Source organism: Xanthobacter albus, assembly GCF_043194895.2.
GTDB lineage: Bacteria > Pseudomonadota > Alphaproteobacteria > Rhizobiales > Xanthobacteraceae > Xanthobacter.
Genome location: NZ_CM195532.1, coordinates 1137825 through 1159786, shown reverse-complemented (window position 1 = coordinate 1159786; position 21962 = coordinate 1137825). Strand labels below are relative to the sequence as shown.

Sequence of the window (21962 nt, the reverse complement as noted above, 5' to 3'; positions counted from 1 at the left end):
CGTGGTCTCGCCTCCGGTCAGTAGGGCAGCGGAAAGCGCGCGGCGAGCGCGCGCACGCGCGTGTCGATCGCCTGCCGGCGCGCATCGAGCGTTCCGGCCCGGACGGCATGAAGGGTATCGAGAATGAGCGTGGCGATCTCGCGATAGTCGTCCGCGCCGAAGCCGCGCGCGGTGCCGGCGGCGGTCCCGACGCGGATGCCGGACGTCACCATCGGCTTTTCCGGGTCGTTCGGAACCGCGTTCTTGTTCACCGTGACGGCCACGGATTCCAACGCCTTCTCGGCGACATTCCCGGTCACGCCGAGGGGGCGCAGATCGACGACGGCCAAATGGCAGTCCGTGCCGCCGGACGTGATTTTCAGCCCGCCGTCGGAGAGGGCCTGCGCCAGCACGCGGCAATTCTCGACGACCGCCCGCGCGTAGGTCTTGAACGACGGCTGCAGCGCCTCGCCAAACGCCACGGCCTTCGCCGCGATGACATGCATGAGCGGTCCGCCCTGAAGGCCGGGGAACATCGCCGAATTGATCTTCTTCGCGATCTCCGCGCTGTTGCTCAGGACGAATCCGCCGCGAGGCCCGCGCAGGGTCTTGTGCGTGGTCGAGGTCACGACATCGGCGAAGGGGACCGGCGAGGGATAGGCACCGCCCGCGACGAGCCCGGCGAAATGCGCCATGTCGACCAGCAGGATCGCGCCCACCTCGTCCGCGATCCGGCGGAAGCGTGCAAAGTCCAGGATGCGCGGATAGGCCGACCCGCCGGCGATGAGGAGCTTCGGCCGGTGTCGGCGGGCCAGCTCGGCCACCTGCTCCATGTCGATGAGGTGGGTTTCCGGGTCCACGCCGTAGCTCACGACATTGAACCAGCGGCCGGACATGTTGACCGAAGCTCCGTGGGTGAGGTGGCCGCCGGCCTTGAGGTCCAGCCCGAGGATGGTGTCGCCGGGCGCGAGCAGCGCGAGGAACACCGCCTGATTGGCCTGGCTGCCGGAATGAGGCTGGACATTGGCATGGGCGCTGCCGAACAGATGGTTCACGCGCGCGATCGCAAGATCCTCGACCACGTCGGCATTCGCGCAGCCGCCGTAATAGCGGCGGTGCGGATAGCCCTCGGCATATTTGTTGGTGAGCACGGACCCCTGCGCATCGAGCACCGCCTGGCTCACGAAATTCTCCGAGGCGATCAGCTCGATGGATTCACGCTGCCGCGCCGTCTCGCTGGCGATCGCGAGGGCGACGGCGGCATCGGCGGAGGCAAGGCGGGCAGCGCTCACGCCTGCGTTCTGGACGTTCTGAACCGTGCGCGGCGCGACCGGCGCTTCCATGGCGGATCTCCCTGAAGATGCTGGCAAGGTGGCTCCCCGCCACGCGGGTCACGCGCGGCGACATCCGCCAGCATCTATCATCGAGATGGTCTGCCACTCCCATCCACTTGTAGCGAATATACCAGACCATTCACGTGAGGGAGGCGGCGCCTCCTGACGCCGCGCGGCGTCAGGCGAGGCCCTGGAGCCATTCAGCCAGCATCCTTTGCCCGGCTTCGCGCAGGTCCGGTCCGATCTGCGCCGCGCGGACCCGCAGCACGCGGGGATCGATGCCGGCCGCGGCCAGCTCGGCGGCATGCCCCGTCAGCCAGCGCTCGATACCGGCGGCCACGTCCACCTCCGGGTGGAATTGCAGGGCCAGGACGTGGCGGCCGAGCGAAAACCCCTGGGTTGGACAGAGCGGCGTCGACGCAAGGTTCTCCGCTCCGTCGGGAATCCGGAAGGCATCCCCATGCCAGTGCAGCACCGGAATGCCTTCCAGATGCCGAAGCGGCCCGGTCCGGCCGGCGGGGTTCAGCGTGAGCGGGCCAAATCCGATCTCCTTGTGGCCCATCGGCCCCACCTCGGCGCCGAGCGCCTTGGCGATCTGCTGCGCCCCGAGACAGATGCCGAGCGTCGGGCGACCGGCCGCCAGCCGCGCCGCCAGGATGGAGGCCTCTTCGGCGAGGTAGGGATAGGCTTCGGCTTCATAGACGCCCACGGGACCGCCGAGGACGATCAGCAGGGCCGGCTCCAGCGGATCGAGCGCCGCGAAGGGGTCCGCGTCGAGGTCATGATAGCGGACGGTGTAGCCGGCATCCGAGAGCACGGCTTCGAATATGCCGAGGTCTTCGAAATGGACGTGCCGGATCGCCAGCGCTGTCTTGTGCATGGGGGGTCTCTCTCTTCCGGCGCGGGCGCGCCGTGGATCTGCCGCGCCGAGGATGCCGGAGGAGCAGATCGCCGTGTCCAGCCATTCGCGGGCACCGAGCCAGACCAATCGCCCCGGCGCTCCATCGCCGGGCTACGGCTTCGCCGCCGCGCGGAGCGCACGCTCCAGGCTCTTCACCGCAGCCTCGATCTCGAGAGGCGTGTAGGCGGCGAAGCCCATCAGGAAGCCGGCTTCGCCATCGCCGGCCGCGTGCAGCGCCGACAGGCCGAGAAGCTCGATCCCGGCACGTTTCGCCGCGTCGAGGGCCATGCGCTCGGGGAGATCGCAGGTCAGCACGCAGGGCATCTGCAGCCCCCCGGCGGGAACACGCGGCGCGACGAAATCCGACAGGTGGCGGCTGACGAGCCCGGCCAGCACATCGAGACGGTCGGCATAGACACCGCGCATGGCGCGAACGTGGGCGCCGAAATGGCCGCCTTCCATGAACCGGGCCAGCGTCAGTTGCGCCATGGACGCCGTATGACCATCCAGCAGCGTGCGCGCGACGATCATGGACTTTACGAGCTGAGGCGGCGCCACGACATAGCCGATCCGCAGGCCCGGACACAGCGATTTCGTGAAGGTGCCGATGTAGATGGTCCTGTCGTGCGGATCGAGGCCCTGGATGCAGGCCGTGGGCTTGCCCGCGTAGTGGAACTCGCTGTCGTAGTCGTCCTCGATGATCCAGGCTTGATTGCGGGCCGCCCAGTCGATCAGGGCGAGGCGCCGGTCGAGCGCCAGGGTGGCGCCGGTCGGAAACTGGTGGGAAGGTGTCAGGAACACCGCCTTGGCCCGGCGCGGCTCGGCCATGATCTGCGCGACGACGAGGCCCTGCCGGTCGACGCGGACCGGAACGCATTCCAGCCCCGCCGCGTCGAACGCCTTGCGCGCACCGTAATAGGCCGGATCCTCGATGAAGATCCGGTCGCCCGGATCCAGCAGCATGTTCGCGCACAGCGACATGGCCTGCTGCGAACTGGTGAGCACCAGCACGCGATCGGCCGTGGCGCGGGCGCCGCGTTCGAGGTTCACGTAGTCGGCGATGGCCTGGCGAAGCGGTTCGGCGCCCTGCGGATCGCCGTGAAGCAGAGTCCGCGTGCCGAACTCCTTGCGCACCTGCCGCTCCAGGCGCTCCCAGAGCTGAAGCGGAAAGGTGCGCGTTTCCGGCACGCCGTGCGCGAAGGGGCGCGGTGAAAGCAGTTCGCGCACCCCGCCGCCGCGGAACATGGCGGCGCCACGCCTGCTGAGATTCGGCGCCGGGTCGCGCGAGAGCGCGTCCCGCTGCGGGAGACGGCGGCCGGGCGTGAACGTCTTCATCTCCGCGACGAAGCTGCCGCTGCCCACGCGCCGCTCGATGAATCCCTCGGCATGAAGCTGGGCGTAGGCCGCTTCGATCGTGTCGCGCGAGACGCCGAGCGACTTGGCGAGCGCGCGCGAGGCCGGCAGAGGCTTGCCCGGCCCGAGCGCGCCATCGACGATCAGCTGCCGGATCGCCCGTTGAATCCGCGCGTGCAGCGGCATCGCCGCATGGGCGGGGTGGGCCACCCACGCCTTCACGGATTCGAGTTGTGGCTGCCTGAACAATTGGTCTGAGCTTCCAAGAAAAAGTGGATGGGAATATCAGGCCATTGAGCCGCTAGATGTCAATGCGCCCTCCCGTCCGTACGCGCCGCGCCGTCACCCAGGCGATCCTGGGCCGGCCTCGCGCGGGAACTCGCCCTGCCCCAGAGGCTGCGGCGCAGGGCGGCCGGGAGCGCGCACGGAACGCAGCGCGCCGGCGCCATCGAAGCGCAGGGCCCCGCCTGCACGGAGCCTTCTCAATGACCCATTTCAATTATCGGGATTTCTTCGCCGGCGCGCTGGCGCAACTGCACCAGGAAGGGCGCTACCGCATCTTCGCCGATATTGAACGCGAGCAACGGAGCGGCATTCACGCATTCGATCATCGGACCGGCCGCCGCATCACCATCTGGTGCTCGAACGATTACCTGTCCATGGGCATCCACCCGCACGTCATCGGCGCGGCGCGGGAGGCCCTGGAACGGTATGGAGCCGGCGCCGGCGGCACGCGTAACATCTCCGGCACCAGCCACGAGCACGTCCTGCTGGAGCGCGAGCTTGCCGACCTGCACCGCAAGCAATCCGCCCTGCTGTTCACATCCGGCTATGCTGCGAACGACGCCGCGCTTTCAGCGCTCGGCCGCATGCTGCCCGGATGCGTCATCTTTTCCGATGCGCTGAACCATGCCTCCATGATCGAGGGCATGCGCCGCTCCGGCGCGGAGAAGCGGGTTTTCGCGCACAATGACTGGCGCGATCTCGAGCGCCAGCTCGCCGGCGTCTGCAAATACAGGCCGAAGCTGATCTGCTTCGAGAGCTGCTATTCCATGGATGGCGACTTCGCGCCGATGGAGGCGATCTGCGATCTCGCCGACGCGCACAATGCGTTCACCTATGTCGATGAGGTCCACGCCGTCGGCCTCTATGGCGCGCGCGGCGCCGGCATCGCCGAACGGAACGGCCTGCTCGGCCGCATCGACATGTTCCAGGGCACGCTCAGCAAGGGCTTCGGCGCGATCGGAGGCTACATCGCCGGCGATGCCGATGCGGTCGATTTCGTTCGCAGCTTCGCGCCCGGTTTCATCTTCAGCACCGCATTGCCGCCGTCCGTCGTCGCCGGCATCCGTGCGGCCCTGCGTCATCTGAAGGAGAACGGCTCGGCCCGGCTGGCGCTCGCACGGCGCGCGGCATCGCTCAAGGCCAAGATGCTGGCGGCCGGCATCCCGGCTCTGCCGAGCCCCAGCCACATCCTGCCCGTGATGATCGGCGACGCGGCGCTGGCCAAGGCGATAACCGACCGGCTCATGGCCGAATACGGCATCTACATCCAGCCCATCAACTACCCGACCGTGCCGCGCGGGACCGAGCGTCTGCGGATCACGCCGACCCCGCTTCACACCGACGACGAAGAAGACGCCCTCGTCGCGGCGCTCGCCGCCATGCGCCGGGAATTTCCGCTGTGGCGCGAGCTGGCGCAGCCGGGCGGCACCCCCCTCGCCAGGGAGAACGTGGCATGACCGATGCGCTTCTTCCGGTGTTCGAGCGGGCATCCCTGCTGTTCGACCATGGCGAGGGGGCCTGGCTGGTCGCGGCCGATGGCGAGCGCTACCTCGACTTCGGCGCGGGCATCGCGGTCAACGCGCTGGGCTATTCGCACCCACATCTGATGGAGGTGCTGGAACGGCAGGCCCGCAAGCCCTGGCATCTCTCCAATGTCTACCGGATTCCAGAAGCCGAGCGGCTGGCCCGGCGGCTGACGGCCGCCTGTTTCGCCGATGTCGCATTCTTTGCGAACTCCGGGGCGGAGGCCAACGAATGCGCGATCAAGATCGCGCGCCGGCATCACCACGCGCAGGGCCATCCCGAGCGCTGGCGCATCGTCACCTTCCAGGGCGCGTTTCACGGCCGAACGCTGGCCACCATGGCGGCCGGTGGGAACCGCAAGTATCTCGACGGCTTCGGCCCCGCCGTGGACGGCTTCGACCAATGCCCGATCGAGGACATGGAAGCCGTCCGCGCCTGCATCGGGCCGCACACCGCCGCCATCATGGTCGAGCCCGTTCAGGGCGAAGGTGGAATCAGGCCGGTTTCGCACGCCTTCCTGCGCCGGCTCCGCGAGCTTTGCGACGCGCGCGGCCTTCTCCTGATCTTCGATGAGATCCAGTGCGGCATGGGCCGCACCGGCTATCTGTTCGCGCATCAGGAATCGGGCGTCGCTCCCGACATCATGAGCCTGGCGAAGGGGCTCGGCGGCGGCTTTCCCATCGGTGCGTGCCTTGCCACGCGGAACGCGGCCTTCGGCATGGCGCCCGGCGCGCACGGATCGACCTTTGGCGGCAATCCCCTCGCCGGGGCGGTCGCCAATGCGGTGCTCGACATCGTGACGGATGCCGCGTTGCTCGCCGAGATCAGGCGCAAGGGCGATGTGCTGCGCACGCGGCTGGAGGCTATGGCCGAACGCCACCCCGGCCTCATCGTCGCGGTGCGCGGCCGCGGCCTGATGCTCGGCATCAAGACGACGCGCGCCCCGCAGGACATCGTCGAGGCCCTGCGCGTGCAGGCGAAGGTGCTGACCATTGCCGGCGGCGACAACGTGACCCGCGTGCTGCCGCCGCTGATCGTCACCGACGAGGACATCCACCTGTTCGCCCAACGCTGCGACGAAACCTTCACCCGCCTTGAGGGGCGCGCCTGAAAAGGGACGGCCGCGAGCGAGCATGGCCGGGCTGCGCGGCAAGCAGGGCGGATGGAAAGGCTCCGGACCGTGGGGGCCGGGCTGAGGACCGATCACTCAGGGATGAGCAGCGATTCACCGTCTCCATGGAGGAGGCCGGCATGGGTGATGTGTTCCTGTTGAGCGCGCGGCAGATGGCGCGGATCGCGCCATTCTTGCCTCTGATCCCATGGCATGCCGCGGGTCGATGACCGTCGGGTCGTCAGCGGCATCGTCCATGTCATCAGGCACGCCCTGCAGCGGAAGAAGCGCCCCAGGGCCATGGTCCCCACAAGGCGACGGCGGGCCCGGCATGATCCGCGGCGGTTTCAGTCGTCGTCATGCTGCCCGGGGATCGGCTCGAGCCGCGCCGGATCGAACTTCGCCTTCAGGCGCGCGCCCTGCACGTTGGTGGCGCGGACCTTGTAGCAGCCGTCGTCGGCGCGGATGGACTGCACCGTCCAGCCCTCCGCCTCCAGCTTCTTCTGCAGCGCCTCGCGCGGCTGCCAATCGGCCAGGGGCACGTTGCAGTCGCGGTCGGCGGCAGCCGGCGTCGCGGCCAAGCTGGCCAGAGAGAGGCTGGCTGCCACGAGCCAGAATGCGAACCTTGGGCGTCTCACCCTGCGACCTCCTTCCGCCCCGGCCCCATGAACAGCATGCCAGGCTGACACCCACCTGAACGCAGCAGCAGATTCCTTCGCCCCTTCCACCTCAGGCCGCGCTAGATTGCCATGCGGCGCGCCGAGGTGACAGATGCGTATCCTTCTCATCGAAGACGATCCCGTCCTGGGCATGGCCGTGCGCGACCAGATCGTCGCCGACGGCCACGGCGCCGACTGGGTCACGCGCCTCGCCGATGCCGGGCACGCCGTCCGTGCCGCCGCCTTCGACCTGATCCTCCTCGACCTGATGCTGCCCGACGGGCGCGGCTCCGACTTCCTGAAACGCCTGCGCAGCGCGGGCGACGCGACGCCGGTGATGGTGCTGACCGCCCGCGACCAGATCTCCGACCGCATCGCCGCCCTCGATGCCGGGGCCGACGACTATCTGGTGAAGCCGTTCGACCTGTTCGAGCTGTCGGCGCGCATCCGCGCGGTGGGCCGGCGCTATGCCGGCAATCCCAACCCGCTGGTCACGCTCGGCGACATCGAGGTGGACCTCGCCGCCCGCTCGGTGCGCCGCGCCGGGCAGCAGGTCGCCCTCACCGCGCGGGAATGGGCGCTGTTCGAGGCCTTCGTGCAGCGACCGCACCAGCTCATGTCGAAACCGCAGCTTGAGGAACGGCTCTATTCCTTCGATGCGGAGGTGGAGAGCAACGCCATCGAGGTCTATGTGGCGCGCCTGCGCAAGAAGCTCGGCGCCGACGTGATCGAGACCGTGCGTGGCATGGGCTATCGCCTCGGTACGCCGGGAGGCGGCGCGTGAGTCCGCCGCGACGGTGGAGCCTGGGCCGGCGCCTCGGCCTGTGGCTCGCGCTGTCGGTGGCGGCGCTGTGGCTCGCTGCGGCCACCGTGGCGGGGCTGGTGCTGCGGCACGAGATCGACGAGGTGTTCGACAGCGCGCTGCAGGAAGTGGCGCAGCGGGTGCTGCCGCTCGCTTATTCCGAGCTGCTCGCGCGCGAGGACGGGGCCGGCACGCAGCACATGGCGCCGGTGGGGCCACACCGCGAATTCATCACCTATGTGGTGCGCGACGCCGAAGGCCGCGTGCTGCTCCAGTCCAGCGATGCGGAGCAGATGGCGATTCCCGCCGGCCTCGCCCCCGGCTTCCACACCACCGCACGCCTGCGCACCTACACGGAAGCGGCGGTGAGGGGCACCATCATCGTGACCGCGGCCGAGGAACTGGACCATCGCGCCGCCGCGGTGCGGCGGGCGGTGATGGCGCTGATCTGGCCGCTCATCGCCCTGGTGCCCATCGCGCTCGCCGGCGTCTGGCTCACGCTCCGCCTCACCCTGAAGCCGGTGCTCGCCTTTCGCCATGCCATCGCCGAACGCGGGCGGGGCAATCTCGCGCCGGTGCCCGAACAGGGACTGCCGGAGGAGATGGCGCCCGTCGCCGGCGCGGTGAATGCGCTCATGGAACGGCTGCGCGGCGCGCTGGAGGCGGAACGGGGCTTTGCCGCCAACAGCGCCCACGAGCTGCGCACCCCCATCGCCGCCGCCTTGGCGCAGACCCAGCGCCTCGTGGCCGAACTGCCCGGAGGAGCGGAGCAGGAGCGCGCACGGACCATCGCGGGCGCGCTGCGCCGCCTCTCGCGCCTGTCCGAAAAGCTGCTGCAGCTCGCCAAGGCGGAAGGCGGCGGCCTCCTGGCGGAGGCGCCGGCCCCCCTTGCGCCGGTGCTGCGCCATGTCATCGCCGACCTCGACCGCCAGACCGCCCGCGCCGGCGACATCGAAATGACCATCGCGCCGGAGGGCGGCCCCGTCAGCGATCTCGACCCCGACGCCTTCGCCGTGCTGGCGCGCAATCTCATCGAGAACGCGCTGAAACACGGCACGCCCGATGCGCCCGTCCATGTCCGCCTCACCGCGGACCGGCTCGAAGTCTCCAACCCCGGTGCCGTCGTGCCGGCCGAACGGCTCGCCCTGCTGCTGCGCCCGTTCGAGCGGGGGCCGACGGGGGCGGACGGCTCCGGCCTCGGCCTTGCCATTGCCGCCGCCATCTGCCGCGGGGCGGGACTGATGCTGGAGATCGCCTCGCCGATCCCGGGCGCGGCGGACGGCTTCAGCGCCATCGTGCGCTTTGCGGAGGCGCCCCGATCCTGACGGGAAGCTGAACGCCATCGCGCGTGCGGTTCAGGCGGCTGTCAGGTTCGGGCGCGAGGGTGCCGGCGTCATCAATCGCCGGGAGCTTCCCATGAAGACGCGCACCCTGATCGGAACAGCCCTTCTCCTGTCCACCGCCGGCCTCGGCGTGGCGCTGGCGGCCACGCAGATCGACCACCTCGACCCGCCCTTCCACAGCCGGGACGAAGCCGTTCGGGCCACGGACCGGCCTGTCCGGCTCGCGGACAACGACCACCGGCGCGAACAGGGAGATCGCCATCACGGCCGCCACGACGACGATGATGATGATGACGATCGTCCGGGCGCACGCCCCGGCGCGGTTCAGCCGACGGGCCCGGCCGATCCGGCGGCCCCGGTGCCGGACAACGGCCTGTTCCAGGGCAAGGCCCGGCCCAAGGTCGAGGTGCAGTGAGCCCCGGCCGAACGTCCCGCTCCTTCAAAGGAATAGCCAGATGAAGCTCGTTCTTCCCGCCGTTGCGGCCACCGCCACCCTGCTTTCGCCCATGCTTGCCGAGGCCCGGCAGGTCACGTTCGAGACCACGCTCAAGAACTACGGCGGCAACGGCGCCTATGTGGTGCTCTATGTCACCGATGCGGCCGGCGCCTACAAGGGCACGCTGTGGATGGCCGGCGGCAAGGCGAAATACTATCGCCACCTCTCCGACTGGCAGCGCGCCTCAGGCGGACGCGCGACCGAGATCGACGGCATCACCGGCGCCAGCATCGGCGCCGGCAAGACGCTGAAGATCACCCTCGATCTCGCCGACGCCATGATCGATGCCGGCTACACGGTCCATGTGGATACGGCGGTCGAGGACGGGATGGACAATCCTTCCGAAGTGGTCGCGCCGCTCGCCGCGGCCGCATCCGGCAAGCCCGTCGCCGGCAAGGGCTATGTGAAATCCTTCACCGTCACGTTCTGAACCTCTCGGACACGCCCATGCTTCGCCGCCTCCATGGCCTGCCCGGCATCGTGCTGGCGCTCGCCCTCACCGTCACCGCCCTCAGCGGCGCCGCCCTGTCCGTGCAACCGGCGCTGGACCGCGCAGCCTTCCCGGCGATCCCGGCGGCGGACAGCGTCGCGGACCTCGCCGCGCGGGTCGCCGCGCGCCATCCCGGCGTCAGCGCCATCCGGCTGCGGGCAGACGGCAGCCTCACCGCGACATTCGACGATGGCGCCGCGCGCGGCGTGGAGCGGATCGACCCCGCCACAGGGGCCGGGCTGGGGCCGTATGCCGTGTCCGAGGCGTCCCGCTTCATCACCAGCCTGCACCGCGCCTTCCTTGCGGGCGATGCGGGCCGCGTGGCGGCGGCCATCGGCGCGCTGGCCATGCTGGGCCTGAGCGTTTCCGGCCTCATGCTGCTCGCCCGCCGGCTCGGCGGCGCGGGGGCGCTGCTGCGGCCCATCCGCGGCGCTCCCGCGCAGCGCTGGCATGGCGAGCTCGGCCGCCTCGCCGCCGTGGGCCTGCTTTTGTCGTCGCTGACCGGCCTGTGGATGTCGGCCGGCACCTTCGGCCTCGTGCCCGAGACGCAGGGCGCGGGCGCCGCCGTCACCGCGAGCGGCGGCGCGCCGGCTCCGGTGGATACGCTCGCCGCGCTGAGGGCCGTGAAGCTCAGGGACCTGCGCGAGCTCTCCTTCCCCGATCCCGCCGACCCGGCCGATGTCTTCACCCTCGTCACCACCGAGGGCGAAAGGCTGGTGGATGCCGCCACCGGCGCCACCCTTGCCCTGACGCCGCCGACGGCGGTGGAGCGGATCAACGATCTCGCGCGCATGCTGCACACTGGACGCGGCGCGTGGATGCTCGGCCTCCTTCTTGGCCTTGCCTCGGCCGCCGTTCCGGTGCTGGCCGGCACCGGCCTCCTGCTCTGGCTGCGCCGGCGCGCGGCGCGGCCCCGCATCGCCGCCAACGTCCCGGCGCGGGCGGCCGACACGGTGATCCTGGTGGGCAGCGAGGGCAATTCCACCTGGGGCTTCGCGGGCACGCTGCACGCGGCTCTCACCGCCGCCGGCCACAAGGTTCACACCGCCGCCATGAATGACGTGGGCGCCGCGCATCTTTCCGCCCCGCGCCTGCTGGTGCTCGCCGCCACCTATGGGGAGGGCGCGGCGCCCCAGTCGGCCAGGCACTTCCTCGCCCGCCTCGCGCGCCTGCCGGGGCGACCGGCGGTGGCCGTGCTCGGGTTCGGCGATCGCGGCTTCCCGCATTTCTGCCGGTTCGCGCGCGAGGTCGCCGATGCGCTCGACGCACATGGGTGCCCGCAGTTCCTGCCCATGAAGAGGGTGGATCGCCGCTCGGCACAGGAATTCGCCCAATGGGGCCGGGATCTCGGCGCCGCGCTGGGGCACGACCTCGAGCTTGCCCATGTGGCCGAGCCGCCGAAGACCCTCCCCCTCGTGCTCGTCGGACGCGAGCTCTACGGCGAGGCGGTGGGCGCGCCCGTGGCCATCCTGCGCTTTCATGCGCCGTCTGACCCGCGCACCGGCGCCCCCGGCCGCCTGCCTGCCTTCGAGGCCGGTGACCTCGTGGGCATCGTGCCGCCGGGGGACGGGATGCCGCGCTTCTACTCGCTCGCCTCCTCCACCCGCGACGGCGTGCTGGAAATCTGCGTGCGGCTGCGCGAAGGCGGGCTGTGCTCCGGCTTCCTGCATGCGCTTCAGCCCGGCGCGCCCATCGACGCCTTCATCCGCGAAAACCCGGCCTTCCGCCCGGCGAAGGGACGGGGCCCGCTGATCCTCATCGGCGCGGGAGCCGGCATCGGTCCGCTGGCCGGCTTCGTGCGGGCCAATGCGGCGGGACGACCCGTACACCTCTACTGGGGCGGGCGGAGCGCCGCGTCGGACTTCCTCTATGAGCACGAGCTGGCCCAGCACCTGGCCGAGCGGCGCCTGACCACGCTGCGCACCGCCTTCTCGCGCGACGCGGACGGCAGCGCCTATGTGCAGGACCGCATCGCCGCCGATGCCCCGCGCCTGCGCGAACTGGTGAAGCAGGGCGCGCAGATCCTGGTCTGCGGCGGCCGCGACATGGCCGAGGCCGTGACCCGCGCGCTGGAGCCCGTGGTGCGCCCGCTGGGCCTCGACCTTCCCACCCTCAAGTCGAGCGGACGCTATGTCGAAGATGTCTATTGATCCGGGTGCGACGGCATTCCGGCGCCACGCCCTGAGTGGTCCGGCCATGGGCGCGCGCTGGTCCGCCGTATTCTTCGCGGGCGAGGGGGTGGACGAGGCGGCGCTCACCCGCCGCCTCCAGGGGGCCGTCGAACAGGTGGAGCAGCAGATGTCCACGTTCCGGCCCGGCTCCGATCTGGAACGGCTGAACGCCGCGCCCATCGGGGCTTGGTGCGATATCCCTCGCGAGCTGATGCACGTGCTCACCGCAGCGCTGGAGATCGGCCGGCTGTCGGGCGGCGCGTTCGACATTGGCATCGGCGATCTGGTGCAGGCGTGGGGCTTCGGCGGGGCGCGCGCGCCCGATGGCGGACGCATCGCCGCCCTCGCCGGCCGCCCGTCCTTCGAGCCGCCGAAGACGCTGCAACTCGATCCGGCCGGCTGCCGCGCCCGCCGGCTGGCACCGCTGCGGCTCGACCTCGCCGGCATCGCCAAGGGCTTCGGCGTGGACGAGCTGGCCCGCGAGATGCACGCGGCCGGGCTCTCCTCCTGGCTGGTGGGCATCGACGGCGAGATGCGCGCCCAAGGCCTGAAGCCGGACGGTCGCCCCTGGACGCTCGCCCATGAGCGGCCGTCTGAGGGTCGGCGGGACATCCTCGGGGTGCTGGAACTCTCCGGCGCCGCCGTCGCCACCTCTGGCAATTATCGCCATCGGGTGGAGGTGGCGGGCCGCAGCCTCTCCCACACCATGGACCCATCCCGCGGCGCGCCGCTGGAGAACGACCTTTCCGCCGTCACCGTGCTCGGCGAGACCTGCATGGCCGCCGATGCCTGGGCGACGGCGCTGCTGGTGCGGGGGGCAAGCGAAGGCGCCACCCTCGCCCGCCGCCTCGGCCTCGCGGCGCTGTTCGTGCACGCCGACGGGTCGGTGGAGGCGACGTGGCCATTGGCTCCGCCGCCTGGCGTGACGACGGAAGCCATGGGCGGCCGCTAGGCCCAGGACTGGGCAGGAGGCGACGGTGGCGGCGATACAGATGGCGGAGAAGAAGGTGTGGGCGCACCGCGCCATAGCAGGTGGCGATGCGACGCCAGTCTTTCAGCCTCAGGTTCATCCCGCCCCTGGTGCGCCCCACACGACGGGGAACAGCTCCCTTATTAAAAGGCTGGCCGCGGTGCGGTGTGCTTTGAGATGGGTGGCATCGATCATGATGCGTTCCGGTCTGGGCCCTTCGCCGGCGAGGCTGGCGAAGATGCGATCGAACACGCCAAACCGGCTCCAGCGGATGACGTGGTTGTCGAACGCCTTGTGGGGACCATGGCCCTGGGGCGCGTCTTCCACTGCAGGGCGTGCCTGATGACATGGACGATGCCGCTGACGACCCGACGGTCATCGACCCGCGGCACGCCATGGGATCAGGGCAAGAATGGCGCGATCCGCGCCATCTGCCGCGCGCTCAACAGGAACACGTCACCCATGCCAGCCTCCTCCATGGAGACGGTGAATCACGACATTCGGCCTGTCGGGAGCTGATGCTTCCTTCGTTCAGCCCCTCTTCGGCTGCGGCTCGATGGGTGCGATGCCGGAGACAAGGCACGGCGAGAAGAAGAGATAGCCGCGCCACGCCCCATGGAGCGTGCGGGACATCACCAGCAGCCAGAACCCCGCCAGACAGACGATGAGAACACCACCCGCCACATGGAAGAATCCGAGATGGGTGGCCCGCGCCAGTGCAAGGGTGGCGAGCGAATAGACGCCGAGCGGGAAGGTGAAGGCCCACCAGCCGATATTGAACGGCATGCCTTCCCGCGTGTAGCGCAGCGTCTTCAGGATCGCGAGCATCAGCCACCACGCGCCGTAGCCCCACAGGATGGTTCCGCCGATGATGCCAATGCCGAGCCCGACATCCCCCAGAATGGGCACGTCCCTGGCCGCGAAGACCGCCGGCCCGTTGCTTCCCAGCAAAAGGAGACCGAGCGCGCCTGTGCCAATGGGGCCGAGCGCCAGCCAGGAAGAAGCCGCCATGTCGCGCGTGGGCAGCTTGTAGAGGATCAGGCGCAGCAGGAGGATCACCAGAATGCTCATGGCGATGGGCACGGAGAAGGCCCACAGGGCGTAGCTGATGATTTGGATTGCGTACCCTTCGGCGGGATCGAGCAGCGGCACGAGAAGCGCGCCGGACGCAGCCGCCACTTCGGACGCCACGATCGGCAGCAGCCAGACCGCCGTCATCTTCTCCAGGCTGTGCTCCTGGCGCGTGAACATGAGAAAGGGGATGAGCAGGCCGCAGGCGATGGCCATGGCCACGTCCAGCCACCACAATCCATGGGCGATGCCGAGGGCCGTCTCGCCCCACATGGGGATACCGAAGGCGATGAAGCCATTGATGATGGTCGCAAGGCCCATGGGAATCGTGCCGAAGAACATGGACACCACGGGGTGCTGGAAGATGCGCTTCGCCTCGTGGAAGAAGAAGACCCAGCGCGCCGCGTACATGGAGCTGAGCAGGAGAAAGAGCGCGATGTTCAAGAACCAGAGGCCGCGCGCAATCTCGTGGAGGCCGGGAACGTTCATCGGGAATTGATTGAGGGCAAGGGCGAGCACCCCTGTCCCCATGGTGGCGCCGAACCAGTTGGGCGTGAACTGGCGCACCATCTCGCGCAGGTTCCCAGCCGGTGCCGGCCCGGTTGGGATGGCGATGGAAGAGGTCTCGGCCACAACGGAACTCCCACTGGTCTCGGCCCATGTTCCGAGCCGTGATGCCGTGCAATATCCCAAATCCAAGACATTCACACTATGCAATTTAAATGAATGCGCCATTCATGCTCTTGGCACGACGGATAGAAATGACGATCCTACATAAAATTTAACCGTAATTCACGCCGGAAAAATTCAGCAACACAATGGAATAAAAACAATAATTACATCATTTTATATCTTTATATATAATCCATAATCGGCTCATTTATTAAATGTGAATTTAACGACGACCAGATTCACAGACATCAAGAACACAATCAAGGTGGATTTTGATCCATTCGCGGCCGCCTACAAGCGAAAACCGATCATATCGGCTCACATCCCGCAGCTCAAAAGGAGTCTTGACACCCCTGCGAGGTGACGAGGCTGAGATGAGCCCGATGACAGCCCACAGTCCCTCAAGGATGCAGGCAGCGACTTTGCGCAGGTGGGCCCTGAGCTTGGCGAAGGCGTTCTCGGTCGGATTGAAGTCAGGGCAGCAGGGGAGCAGAAACAGGAGGTCGGCGCCGGCAGCCCCAATCATCTGGCGCACGCGCGGCCCCTCGTGGCAGCCCATATTGTCCATCACGACAATGTTGGTCTTCCCCCGAAAAGTGGACGGGGTTAAACCGCTCCGCGCTCCATCTCGGCAGGGCCGATATCGCCGAGAGCCCCGTGCCGGCGAAGCGTCGCCCTCAGCCAGAAGGCACGATGGAACCTGAGCACGAATTGATCCTGGAGTTTATGGACCGCAGCGTGGAGGCATTGGAGAAGGCCGCCAGCGAGAAGGGGCCCATCTATTGCGGCTTCGGTCCGGTGCTGAACTGACGGTCTGTCAGAACGGGAACTTCGCAGAAATGACGGACAAGAAGGACATGCGCTTCAAGAAGTGGTCGGTCCGGTCATCCAGCCGCGCGGAAGGCGCGCATGCGGCCGAGTGGCCCAGCTCCGCGTGGCGAGCCGCCAGAACAAAGGCTGATCGCGATAGGGAACGGCATGGGAAACGGATATTCCCGAGACGTTCCTGAGCATTTGATTTAGATGGCGCGCCGGGGAAGATTCGAACTCCCGACCCCCAGATTCGTAGTCTGGTGCTCTATCCAGCTGAGCTACCGGCGCATCATCCCTCGGAACGTTCGGCCATTGAGGCCTAGCGTGGAGGCGGGGAGCCTCCGGAGGGCTGCCGGTGGATCTCTCCGCCGGCGAGGTCCGTGTGCTACTCCCTTTCCTTGCCGTGTGCAAGCGTCGAACGGCAAAGCCCATGCCTGCCCCACGCCAAGCTGTGGATAACGCACCATCGGCACAGACGCGCCGCGCCTCAGGCCCGCAGCCGGTCGCGGCGCTGGCGGCCCTCCTCCGGCTGGTCGGGCAGGGTGATGCGGAAGGCGGTGCCCACCGCGCTGTCGATCAGCGCGATGTCGCCGCCATGGGCGCGCACCAGCTCGGCGGCGATGGGCAGGCCGAGCCCGGTGCCGCCCCGCCGGGCCGACGACACGAACGCCTCGAACAGGTGCGCCCGCCGCTCGGGCGGGATGCCTGGGCCCGTATCGGCCATCTCGATCTGCACCGTGTTGCCGAGCCGCTTCGCCTTGAGGCGGATCTGGTCCCGCTCGGGATCGAGCGGCGCGCGCGCCTCAAGCGCCTGCACCGCGTTGCGCGCGAGGTTCAGGATGACGCGGAACAGCTGGTCGGGGTCGGCGTCCACCTTCAGCCCCGGCTCCAGCGCCGCCACCCAGCCGATGCCCGCGCCGCCGCCAAGGCCGAGGGTCTCGCGCACCTCATCGAGCAGGTGGGCGAGGTCCACCTCGCGCCGGTCCGGCAGGGGCTCCATGGCGCGGCCATAGGAGAGGGTCTGCTCGCAATAGGTGATGGCGCGGTCGAGGGCCGCCAGCAGCTTGGGCGCGAAGCGCTGCACGGTGGGATCCGGCAGCGCCGCGAGGCGATCCGACAGGAGCTGCGCGGAGGCGAGCAGGTTGCGCAGGTCATGGTTGATCTTCGAGACCGCGAGGCCGAGCGCGGCAAGGTGGCTCTTCTGGCTCAGGGTCTGCGAGAGCGCGCGCTGCAGCTCCTCCAGCGTTTCCTCGGCGGTGCCGATCTCGTCGCGCCGGCCGGAGGGTACGATGATGCGCGTGGCGTCCTCGGGACTTTCCCGAAAGGCCGACATGCGTTCCGTGAGCCGCCGCATGGGCCGCACGAACAGGGCATTGAGACCGAAATAGACGAGGGCGCCGGCCGCCGCCGCCACCAGCAGCGACACCAGCAGCGTGGTGGTGGTGAAGCGCAGCAGCGCGCGCTTCAGCGGCGTCTCCGACATCACGATCTCGATGAAGTCGGCGCCGGACGGCGGATCGCCCACCACCCGCAGCATGCGCCCGTGGGGCGCGGCGAGCGTGTCGAACGCGCCGGCGACCGCGCTCAGGAGCGTGACGTCGCGCATGTCCACATGCACGTCCACCTCGGGCGGCATATCGGAGACGGCGAGCAGGCGGCGCGTCTCCTCGCGCTTCACCACGATCACCTGGGCGCCCACGCTCGCCAGGAGCTGGCGGGTGAGGTCCATGGGGATGCTGTCCTGCGGGGCCGCGTCGAGCACCAGGGCCGCCGTGCGGGCGGCGGCGAGGCGGTCCGAGAGCCAGGCGACGCGGAAATTGGCGATGGTGGGCACCAGCACCGCCGCCTCCACCGTCGCCACCACGATCACGGTGAGCACCAGCAGCTTCGCCGAGAGGCTGAAGCCGCGCCGGCGGGTATGCAGCGGGGTCGTCGCGGGCTGGTCGGCTCTCGAAGCGAACATGGCACCCTGGGCGGAACGCCCGTCCCCGGCGGCTTCCGCGCACCGCGCGCGGAAATGTGAACGCTAGAAATAAGCATAGACCTTGCGCGGCGCCAGCGCAGGCATTTCCCGCGAGGATGGCGGAAGGTCGCGCACGTGCGCCGGGGGCTCGTGGGGGCTTGCGCCAGGGGCCGGGTGGCCGGGGCCCTATTCCTCTTCGCCGAAGCGGTCCGCCACCAGGGTGGCGAGGGCGTCGAGCACCGCCGCCGCCTCGCGGCCGGTGGCCGTGACGGTGACCGAGGTGCCGGGCGAGGCCGCCAGCATCATCAGCCCCATGATGGAATTGCCGCAGACCTCCTCGCCGCCGCGGCACACGCCCACGCGGGCGTCGAACCGCTCCACCGTCTGCACGAATTTGGCGGAGGCACGGGCGTGAAGGCCGCGCTTGTTGATGATGGGCAGCACCCGGACCAGGGCGCCCTCGGCCACAGGGTGGCCGCAGGCGAGCGCCGCCTCTTCCGCGAGGGCGGGATCGAAGGGGCTATTTGCCGGCGAGGACGCGGCTTGCGACATTGATGTATTTCCTGCCGGCTTCCTGGGCCACGTCCACGGCCTCGGCCAGCGGCAGCTCGCCCCGCACCTTCGCGAGCTTGACGAGCATGGGCAGGTTGATGCCCGCCACCACTTCCACGTCCGGGGTGTTCATGACCGAGATGGCGAGGTTGGAGGGGGTGCCGCCGAACATGTCGGTCAGGATGACCACCCCGTCGCCGGAGCGCACGCGCTCCACGGCTTCGATGATGTCGTGGCGTCGCCGCTCCATGTCGTCGTCCGGCCCGATGGTGACGGCGGCGATCTGGCTTTGCGGGCCCATGACGTGCTCAAGCGCCGAGCAGAACTCATCGGCGAGGCGACCGTGGGTGACGAGGACAAGACCGATCATGCTTCCTCCGCCTTCACCCCCCGATGAAGGCCTCCCGCACCGCGGGGATGCCATATTCAGAGCGGCTCAAAATTTACGCAAGGGGTGCAACGCACAAAAGCAGATTTAGTTTTCGCACGGCCGGCTGGCGAGCGCGGCGGCCACCAACAACGCAGCGCGATCAAGACGATCGACAGCGATGCGCGGCAGCGCGCAGCCAGAGATGAGAACGGTTTGCGCCTCTTCCGGCGGCAGGCGCGCCGCATCGGCGGCCTGCAGGTCCACCACCAGGGCCAGCGACACCCTGTCGCGATGCGGCAGGTGCCGCACCCCCAGCCCACGCACCTCGATGAGCCCCGCCAGCGCCGCCGGCGGCCGCGCCACCAGCGCCCCGCCCTCCTGCGCCAGCAGCACGCGGTCGTCCGCCACCAGCTCCGCCGGGGGCAGCGCCCGGGGCGCGTCCAGGATGAGCGAGAGCGCGAGGGTGGACTTGCCCGCCCCCGAGGTGCCGCGGATGAGCACCCCCCGCCCGCCGATGGCGACACAGCTCGCGTGGACGGAGGGGGCGGCCATGGCGCCTCAACCGGCGGGAAGGCGCACGACGAAGCGGGCGCCGGCCACGCGCTCCGCGCCGTCCGCCCCCCTGGCCATGCGGTTCTCGGCCCAGATGCGCCCGCCGTGGGCGTCCACGATCTGCCGGGAGATGCTGAGGCCCAGGCCCGAGTTCTGGCCGAAGCCCTGGTGCGGGCGGTCGGTATAGAAGCGCTCGAAGATGCGCGAGAGGGCATCGGGCTGGATCCCCGGCCCGTCGTCGTCCACGAGGATCTCCATCGCGTCCTTCAAGTGACGGCAGGTGACGCGCACCTCGCCGCCGTGGGGCGAGAAGGAGCGGGCGTTCGACACCAGATTGTCCACCACCTGCCCGAGGCGGGAGGCGTGGCCCGGCACCACGAACGAAGCGGAAGCGCCGGAGGCGCGCTCGAACGCGAGCGCCACCGTCACGCCGTCGTCCTTGCGCACGTCCTGGGCCATGCCCACCACCATCTCCAGGAGCTGCTTCAGGTCCACCTCCACCGCCTCCTGGCGCTGGAGCTCGGCATCGAGGCGGCTCGCGTCGGAGATGTCGGAGATCAGGCGGTCGAGGCGCTTCACGTCGTGCTGGATCACCTCCATCAGCCGCCCGCGGGAGGTGTCGTTCCTGGCGAGCGGCAGGGTTTCCACCGCGCTGCGCAGGGAGGTGAGCGGGTTCTTCAGCTCGTGCGCCACGTCGGCGGCGAAGCTCTCGATGGCCTCGATGCGGTTGTAGAGCGCGCGCGTCATGTCCCGGAGCGCGCCGGAGAGATGCCCGATCTCGTCGGAGCGGGCGGTGAAATCGGGAATCTCCACCCGCGTCTTGATGCGCCGGCGTACCCGCTCGGCGGCGGCGGCGAGCTTGCGCACAGGATCGGCGATGGTGCCGGCCAGCAGCACCGAGAGCAGCACCATCACCACCGCCGCAACCAGGAACACGCGCACGATGACGAACCGCTCGGCGCGCACCGCCTCGTCGATCTCGCCGCCCTGGGTGGACAGCAGCAGCACGCCGAGGATGGCGCGGAAGCGCTGGATGGGCACCGCCACCGAGACCACCACCCGGCCGCGCTCGTCCACCCGCACCTCGCTCGCCTTGCCGCCCAGGGCGGCGGTGGCGACCTCGGGATAGTCCTTGCCGGCGAGCGGGCCGTGTTCCTTGTAGAGCGGCAGGTCGCCGCGGCCGAACCAGAGCTGCACCGCCCGCCACAGGCGCTCCAGGGGACCGGGCTTCGGCTCCGTGGGCGAGGGAATGTCATAACGCAGGATCTCCCCGCGCGAGTAGAGCGAGCGGGAATCGAGCAGGAGCTGGCCGTCGCGGTCGTAGATGCGCGCGCGGGTGCGGGTGGGGCCCACGAGGCGCCGCAGCACCGGCGCCACCCGCTCCGGATTGATGGGGAATTCCAGCGGCGCGAAGCCCTCCTCGCCGGGGCCGTAGCTCTCCCCCGCCTGCAGCTCCAGGAGCCGCTCGGGGTCCACGGTGATGGAATTGGTCTCCACCTGGGCCGAGGAGGCGATGGCGGCGGCGATGATCTCGCCCTGCACCAAGAGGCTCTGGATGCGCGCGTCGATGAGGCCCGAGCGGAACTCGGACAAATAGAGGATGCCCGACACCAGCGCGCACAGGCCAGCGAGATTGAGCAGCACGATGCGCTGGGTGAGCGAGGAGAAGCTCTTGACCGCAACGAAGCGCCGCGCGCGCTTCAGCGCGCCGAGCACGCCGCGCGCCTCGGGCTCGGCCGCGCCCTCGCGGGGGTCCGCGTCCACCGTCATCTCCCGCTCCTGCGCACCCGGCGCCGCGCGGCGCCGGAAGCCATTGCCCGCCGTGGCACCTGCGCGATGCTCATTCCTTGAAGCGGTAGCCGACGCCGTAGAGGGTCTCGATCATCTCGAAGCTCTCGTCCACCGACTTGAACTTCTTGCGCAGGCGCTTGATGTGGCTGTCGATGGTGCGGTCGTCCACATAGACCTGGTCGTCATAGGCCGCGTCCATCAGGGCATTGCGGCTCTTGACCACGCCGGGGCGCTGGGCCAGCGCCTGGAGGATGAGGAACTCGGTGACGGTGAGGGTCACCGGCTCGGCCTTCCAGGTGCAGGTATGGCGCTCGGGGTCCATGCGCAGGTTGCCGCGCTCCAGCACCTTGGCGCTGTCCACCTCGCGCGGGGCCACGCCGTCCTTGGCGCCGGCGCGGCGCAGCACGGCCTTCACCCGCTCCACCAGCAGGCGCTGGGAGAAGGGCTTCTTGATGAAGTCGTCGGCGCCCATCTTGAGGCCGAACAGCTCATCGATCTCCTCGTCCTTGGAGGTGAGGAAGATCACGGGCATGTCGGTCTTCTGGCGCAGGCGGCGCAACAGCTCCATCCCGTCCATGCGCGGCATCTTGATGTCGAGGATGGCGAGGTCGGGCGGATTGGTCTTGAAGCCGTCGAGCGCGGAGGCGCCATCGGTGTAGGTCTCGATGCGATAGCCTTCCGCCTCCAGGGCGATGGACACCGAGGTGAGGATGTTGCGATCGTCGTCAACCAGGGCGATGGTGGGCATGACACCTCTTTC

At 69.3% G+C, this 21962-nt stretch carries 20 protein-coding genes, 1 tRNA gene and 1 pseudogene; 8 read left to right on the top strand and 14 right to left on the bottom strand.

Features of this window, described 5'->3' with window-relative positions; genetic code table 11:
- Positions 1 to 17: 17 nt before the first annotated feature.
- The 3 genes from glyA to pdxR all read right to left on the bottom strand — a co-directional run bounded on the left by glyA (position 18) and on the right by pdxR (position 3816).
- A complete protein-coding gene (gene glyA / locus V5F75_RS05140; RefSeq protein ID WP_394033403.1) occupies positions 18 to 1322 on the bottom strand; it encodes a serine hydroxymethyltransferase in 1305 nt (434 codons plus the stop codon).
- A 169-nt stretch (positions 1323 to 1491) separates the two neighbouring features.
- Entirely contained in the window at positions 1492 to 2193 is a 702-nt protein-coding gene (locus tag V5F75_RS05135) for a glutamine amidotransferase (RefSeq protein WP_394033646.1), read from the bottom strand.
- Between the two features lie 132 nt (positions 2194 to 2325).
- Complete coding sequence (gene pdxR, locus V5F75_RS05130) at positions 2326 to 3816, bottom strand: MocR-like pyridoxine biosynthesis transcription factor PdxR (RefSeq protein WP_394033402.1); 1491 nt, start codon at positions 3814 to 3816, stop codon at positions 2326 to 2328.
- A gap of 236 nt (positions 3817 to 4052) precedes the next feature.
- Between pdxR and hemA the strand changes: the two genes are divergently transcribed.
- Both hemA and V5F75_RS05120 read left to right on the top strand, forming a co-directional pair.
- Positions 4053 to 5309 carry a 5-aminolevulinate synthase gene (gene hemA, locus V5F75_RS05125; protein WP_394033645.1) on the top strand — a complete coding sequence of 419 codons (1257 nt, stop codon included), beginning with the start codon at positions 4053 to 4055 and terminating at the stop codon, positions 5307 to 5309.
- Complete coding sequence (locus tag V5F75_RS05120) at positions 5306 to 6487, top strand: aspartate aminotransferase family protein (RefSeq protein WP_394033401.1); 1182 nt, start codon at positions 5306 to 5308, stop codon at positions 6485 to 6487. The genes hemA and V5F75_RS05120 overlap by 4 nt, the downstream gene beginning before the upstream one ends.
- A gap of 347 nt (positions 6488 to 6834) precedes the next feature.
- On the opposite strand, the gene V5F75_RS05115 is transcribed toward V5F75_RS05120, so the two are convergent.
- Positions 6835 to 7125, bottom strand: coding sequence for a PepSY domain-containing protein (locus tag V5F75_RS05115; RefSeq protein WP_394033400.1), 291 nt, complete (start codon positions 7123 to 7125; stop codon positions 6835 to 6837).
- 133 nt (positions 7126 to 7258) lie between these two features.
- On the opposite strand from V5F75_RS05115, the gene V5F75_RS05110 reads away from it, so the two are divergent.
- From V5F75_RS05110 to V5F75_RS05085, 6 genes are all read left to right on the top strand, one after another.
- Positions 7259 to 7930 carry a response regulator transcription factor gene (locus V5F75_RS05110; protein ID WP_394033399.1) on the top strand — a complete coding sequence of 224 codons (672 nt, stop codon included), beginning with the start codon at positions 7259 to 7261 and terminating at the stop codon, positions 7928 to 7930.
- The gene (locus tag V5F75_RS05105; protein ID WP_394033398.1) at positions 7927 to 9273 is read left to right on the top strand and encodes an ATP-binding protein; all 1347 of its coding nucleotides are present in this window, start codon (positions 7927 to 7929) and stop codon (positions 9271 to 9273) included. Before V5F75_RS05110 ends, V5F75_RS05105 begins: the two co-directional genes overlap by 4 nt.
- A gap of 91 nt (positions 9274 to 9364) precedes the next feature.
- On the top strand, positions 9365 to 9706 hold the full coding sequence (locus tag V5F75_RS05100; RefSeq protein WP_394033397.1) for a hypothetical protein: 342 nt from the start codon (positions 9365 to 9367) through the stop codon (positions 9704 to 9706).
- 40 nt (positions 9707 to 9746) lie between these two features.
- Positions 9747 to 10217, top strand: coding sequence for a DUF2271 domain-containing protein (locus V5F75_RS05095; protein WP_394033396.1), 471 nt, complete (start codon positions 9747 to 9749; stop codon positions 10215 to 10217).
- Positions 10218 to 10234: 17 nt separating this feature from the next.
- Entirely contained in the window at positions 10235 to 12427 is a 2193-nt protein-coding gene (locus V5F75_RS05090; RefSeq protein ID WP_394033395.1) for a PepSY domain-containing protein, read from the top strand.
- Positions 12408 to 13400 (top strand): FAD:protein FMN transferase, encoded by a 993-nt coding sequence (locus V5F75_RS05085; RefSeq protein WP_394033394.1) that lies wholly within the window; start codon positions 12408 to 12410, stop codon positions 13398 to 13400. The genes V5F75_RS05090 and V5F75_RS05085 overlap by 20 nt, the downstream gene beginning before the upstream one ends.
- Positions 13401 to 13514: 114 nt before the next feature.
- Here the strand turns inward: V5F75_RS05085 and V5F75_RS05080 are convergent, their stop codons facing one another.
- The 10 genes and pseudogenes from V5F75_RS05080 to V5F75_RS05035 all read right to left on the bottom strand — a co-directional run bounded on the left by V5F75_RS05080 (position 13515) and on the right by V5F75_RS05035 (position 21950).
- Entirely contained in the window at positions 13515 to 13670 is a 156-nt protein-coding gene (locus tag V5F75_RS05080; protein WP_509212142.1) for a hypothetical protein, read from the bottom strand.
- A 279-nt stretch (positions 13671 to 13949) separates the two neighbouring features.
- Positions 13950 to 15224, bottom strand: a complete 1275-nt coding sequence (locus V5F75_RS05075) for a TDT family transporter (RefSeq protein ID WP_394033392.1) — start codon at positions 15222 to 15224, stop codon at positions 13950 to 13952.
- A gap of 316 nt (positions 15225 to 15540) precedes the next feature.
- Positions 15541 to 15741: pseudogene (locus tag V5F75_RS05070) on the bottom strand (transposase); the annotation flags it as partial.
- A 444-nt stretch (positions 15742 to 16185) separates the two neighbouring features.
- Positions 16186 to 16262, bottom strand: a tRNA-Arg gene (locus V5F75_RS05065).
- A 199-nt stretch (positions 16263 to 16461) separates the two neighbouring features.
- Entirely contained in the window at positions 16462 to 17937 is a 1476-nt protein-coding gene (locus V5F75_RS05060) for an ATP-binding protein (protein WP_394033391.1), read from the bottom strand.
- Between the two features lie 186 nt (positions 17938 to 18123).
- A complete protein-coding gene (locus tag V5F75_RS05055) occupies positions 18124 to 18489 on the bottom strand; it encodes an HPr family phosphocarrier protein (RefSeq protein WP_394033390.1) in 366 nt (121 codons plus the stop codon).
- Positions 18458 to 18859: a PTS sugar transporter subunit IIA gene (locus V5F75_RS05050; RefSeq protein WP_394033389.1), complete on the bottom strand. Its 402-nt coding sequence runs from the start codon at positions 18857 to 18859 to the stop codon at positions 18458 to 18460. Before V5F75_RS05050 ends, V5F75_RS05055 begins: the two co-directional genes overlap by 32 nt.
- Before the next feature lie 105 nt (positions 18860 to 18964).
- Positions 18965 to 19411, bottom strand: coding sequence for an HPr kinase/phosphorylase (locus tag V5F75_RS05045; RefSeq protein ID WP_394033388.1), 447 nt, complete (start codon positions 19409 to 19411; stop codon positions 18965 to 18967).
- A 6-nt stretch (positions 19412 to 19417) separates the two neighbouring features.
- Positions 19418 to 21181: a sensor histidine kinase gene (locus V5F75_RS05040; protein WP_394033387.1), complete on the bottom strand. Its 1764-nt coding sequence runs from the start codon at positions 21179 to 21181 to the stop codon at positions 19418 to 19420.
- Positions 21182 to 21251: 70 nt separating this feature from the next.
- Positions 21252 to 21950, bottom strand: a complete 699-nt coding sequence (locus V5F75_RS05035; protein ID WP_394033386.1) for a response regulator transcription factor — start codon at positions 21948 to 21950, stop codon at positions 21252 to 21254.
- Between the last annotated feature and the right edge of the window lie 12 nt (positions 21951 to 21962).

Coding starts and splice junctions, on each gene's coding strand:
- glyA (WP_394033403.1), bottom strand. CDS start 1,322: ATGGAAGCGCCGGTCGCGCCGCGCACGGTTCAGAACGTCCAGAACGCA.
- V5F75_RS05135 (WP_394033646.1), bottom strand. CDS start 2,193: ATGCACAAGACAGCGCTGGCGATCCGGCACGTCCATTTCGAAGACCTC.
- hemA (WP_394033645.1), top strand. CDS start 4,053: ATGACCCATTTCAATTATCGGGATTTCTTCGCCGGCGCGCTGGCGCAA.
- V5F75_RS05120 (WP_394033401.1), top strand. CDS start 5,306: ATGACCGATGCGCTTCTTCCGGTGTTCGAGCGGGCATCCCTGCTGTTC.
- V5F75_RS05110 (WP_394033399.1), top strand. CDS start 7,259: ATGCGTATCCTTCTCATCGAAGACGATCCCGTCCTGGGCATGGCCGTG.
- V5F75_RS05100 (WP_394033397.1), top strand. CDS start 9,365: ATGAAGACGCGCACCCTGATCGGAACAGCCCTTCTCCTGTCCACCGCC.
- V5F75_RS05095 (WP_394033396.1), top strand. CDS start 9,747: ATGAAGCTCGTTCTTCCCGCCGTTGCGGCCACCGCCACCCTGCTTTCG.
- V5F75_RS05090 (WP_394033395.1), top strand. CDS start 10,235: ATGCTTCGCCGCCTCCATGGCCTGCCCGGCATCGTGCTGGCGCTCGCC.
- V5F75_RS05085 (WP_394033394.1), top strand. CDS start 12,408: ATGTCGAAGATGTCTATTGATCCGGGTGCGACGGCATTCCGGCGCCAC.
- V5F75_RS05075 (WP_394033392.1), bottom strand. CDS start 15,224: ATGGCGCATTCATTTAAATTGCATAGTGTGAATGTCTTGGATTTGGGA.
- V5F75_RS05060 (WP_394033391.1), bottom strand. CDS start 17,937: ATGTTCGCTTCGAGAGCCGACCAGCCCGCGACGACCCCGCTGCATACC.
- V5F75_RS05055 (WP_394033390.1), bottom strand. CDS start 18,489: ATGTCGCAAGCCGCGTCCTCGCCGGCAAATAGCCCCTTCGATCCCGCC.
- V5F75_RS05050 (WP_394033389.1), bottom strand. CDS start 18,859: ATGATCGGTCTTGTCCTCGTCACCCACGGTCGCCTCGCCGATGAGTTC.
- V5F75_RS05045 (WP_394033388.1), bottom strand. CDS start 19,411: ATGGCCGCCCCCTCCGTCCACGCGAGCTGTGTCGCCATCGGCGGGCGG.
- V5F75_RS05040 (WP_394033387.1), bottom strand. CDS start 21,181: ATGACGGTGGACGCGGACCCCCGCGAGGGCGCGGCCGAGCCCGAGGCG.
- V5F75_RS05035 (WP_394033386.1), bottom strand. CDS start 21,950: ATGCCCACCATCGCCCTGGTTGACGACGATCGCAACATCCTCACCTCG.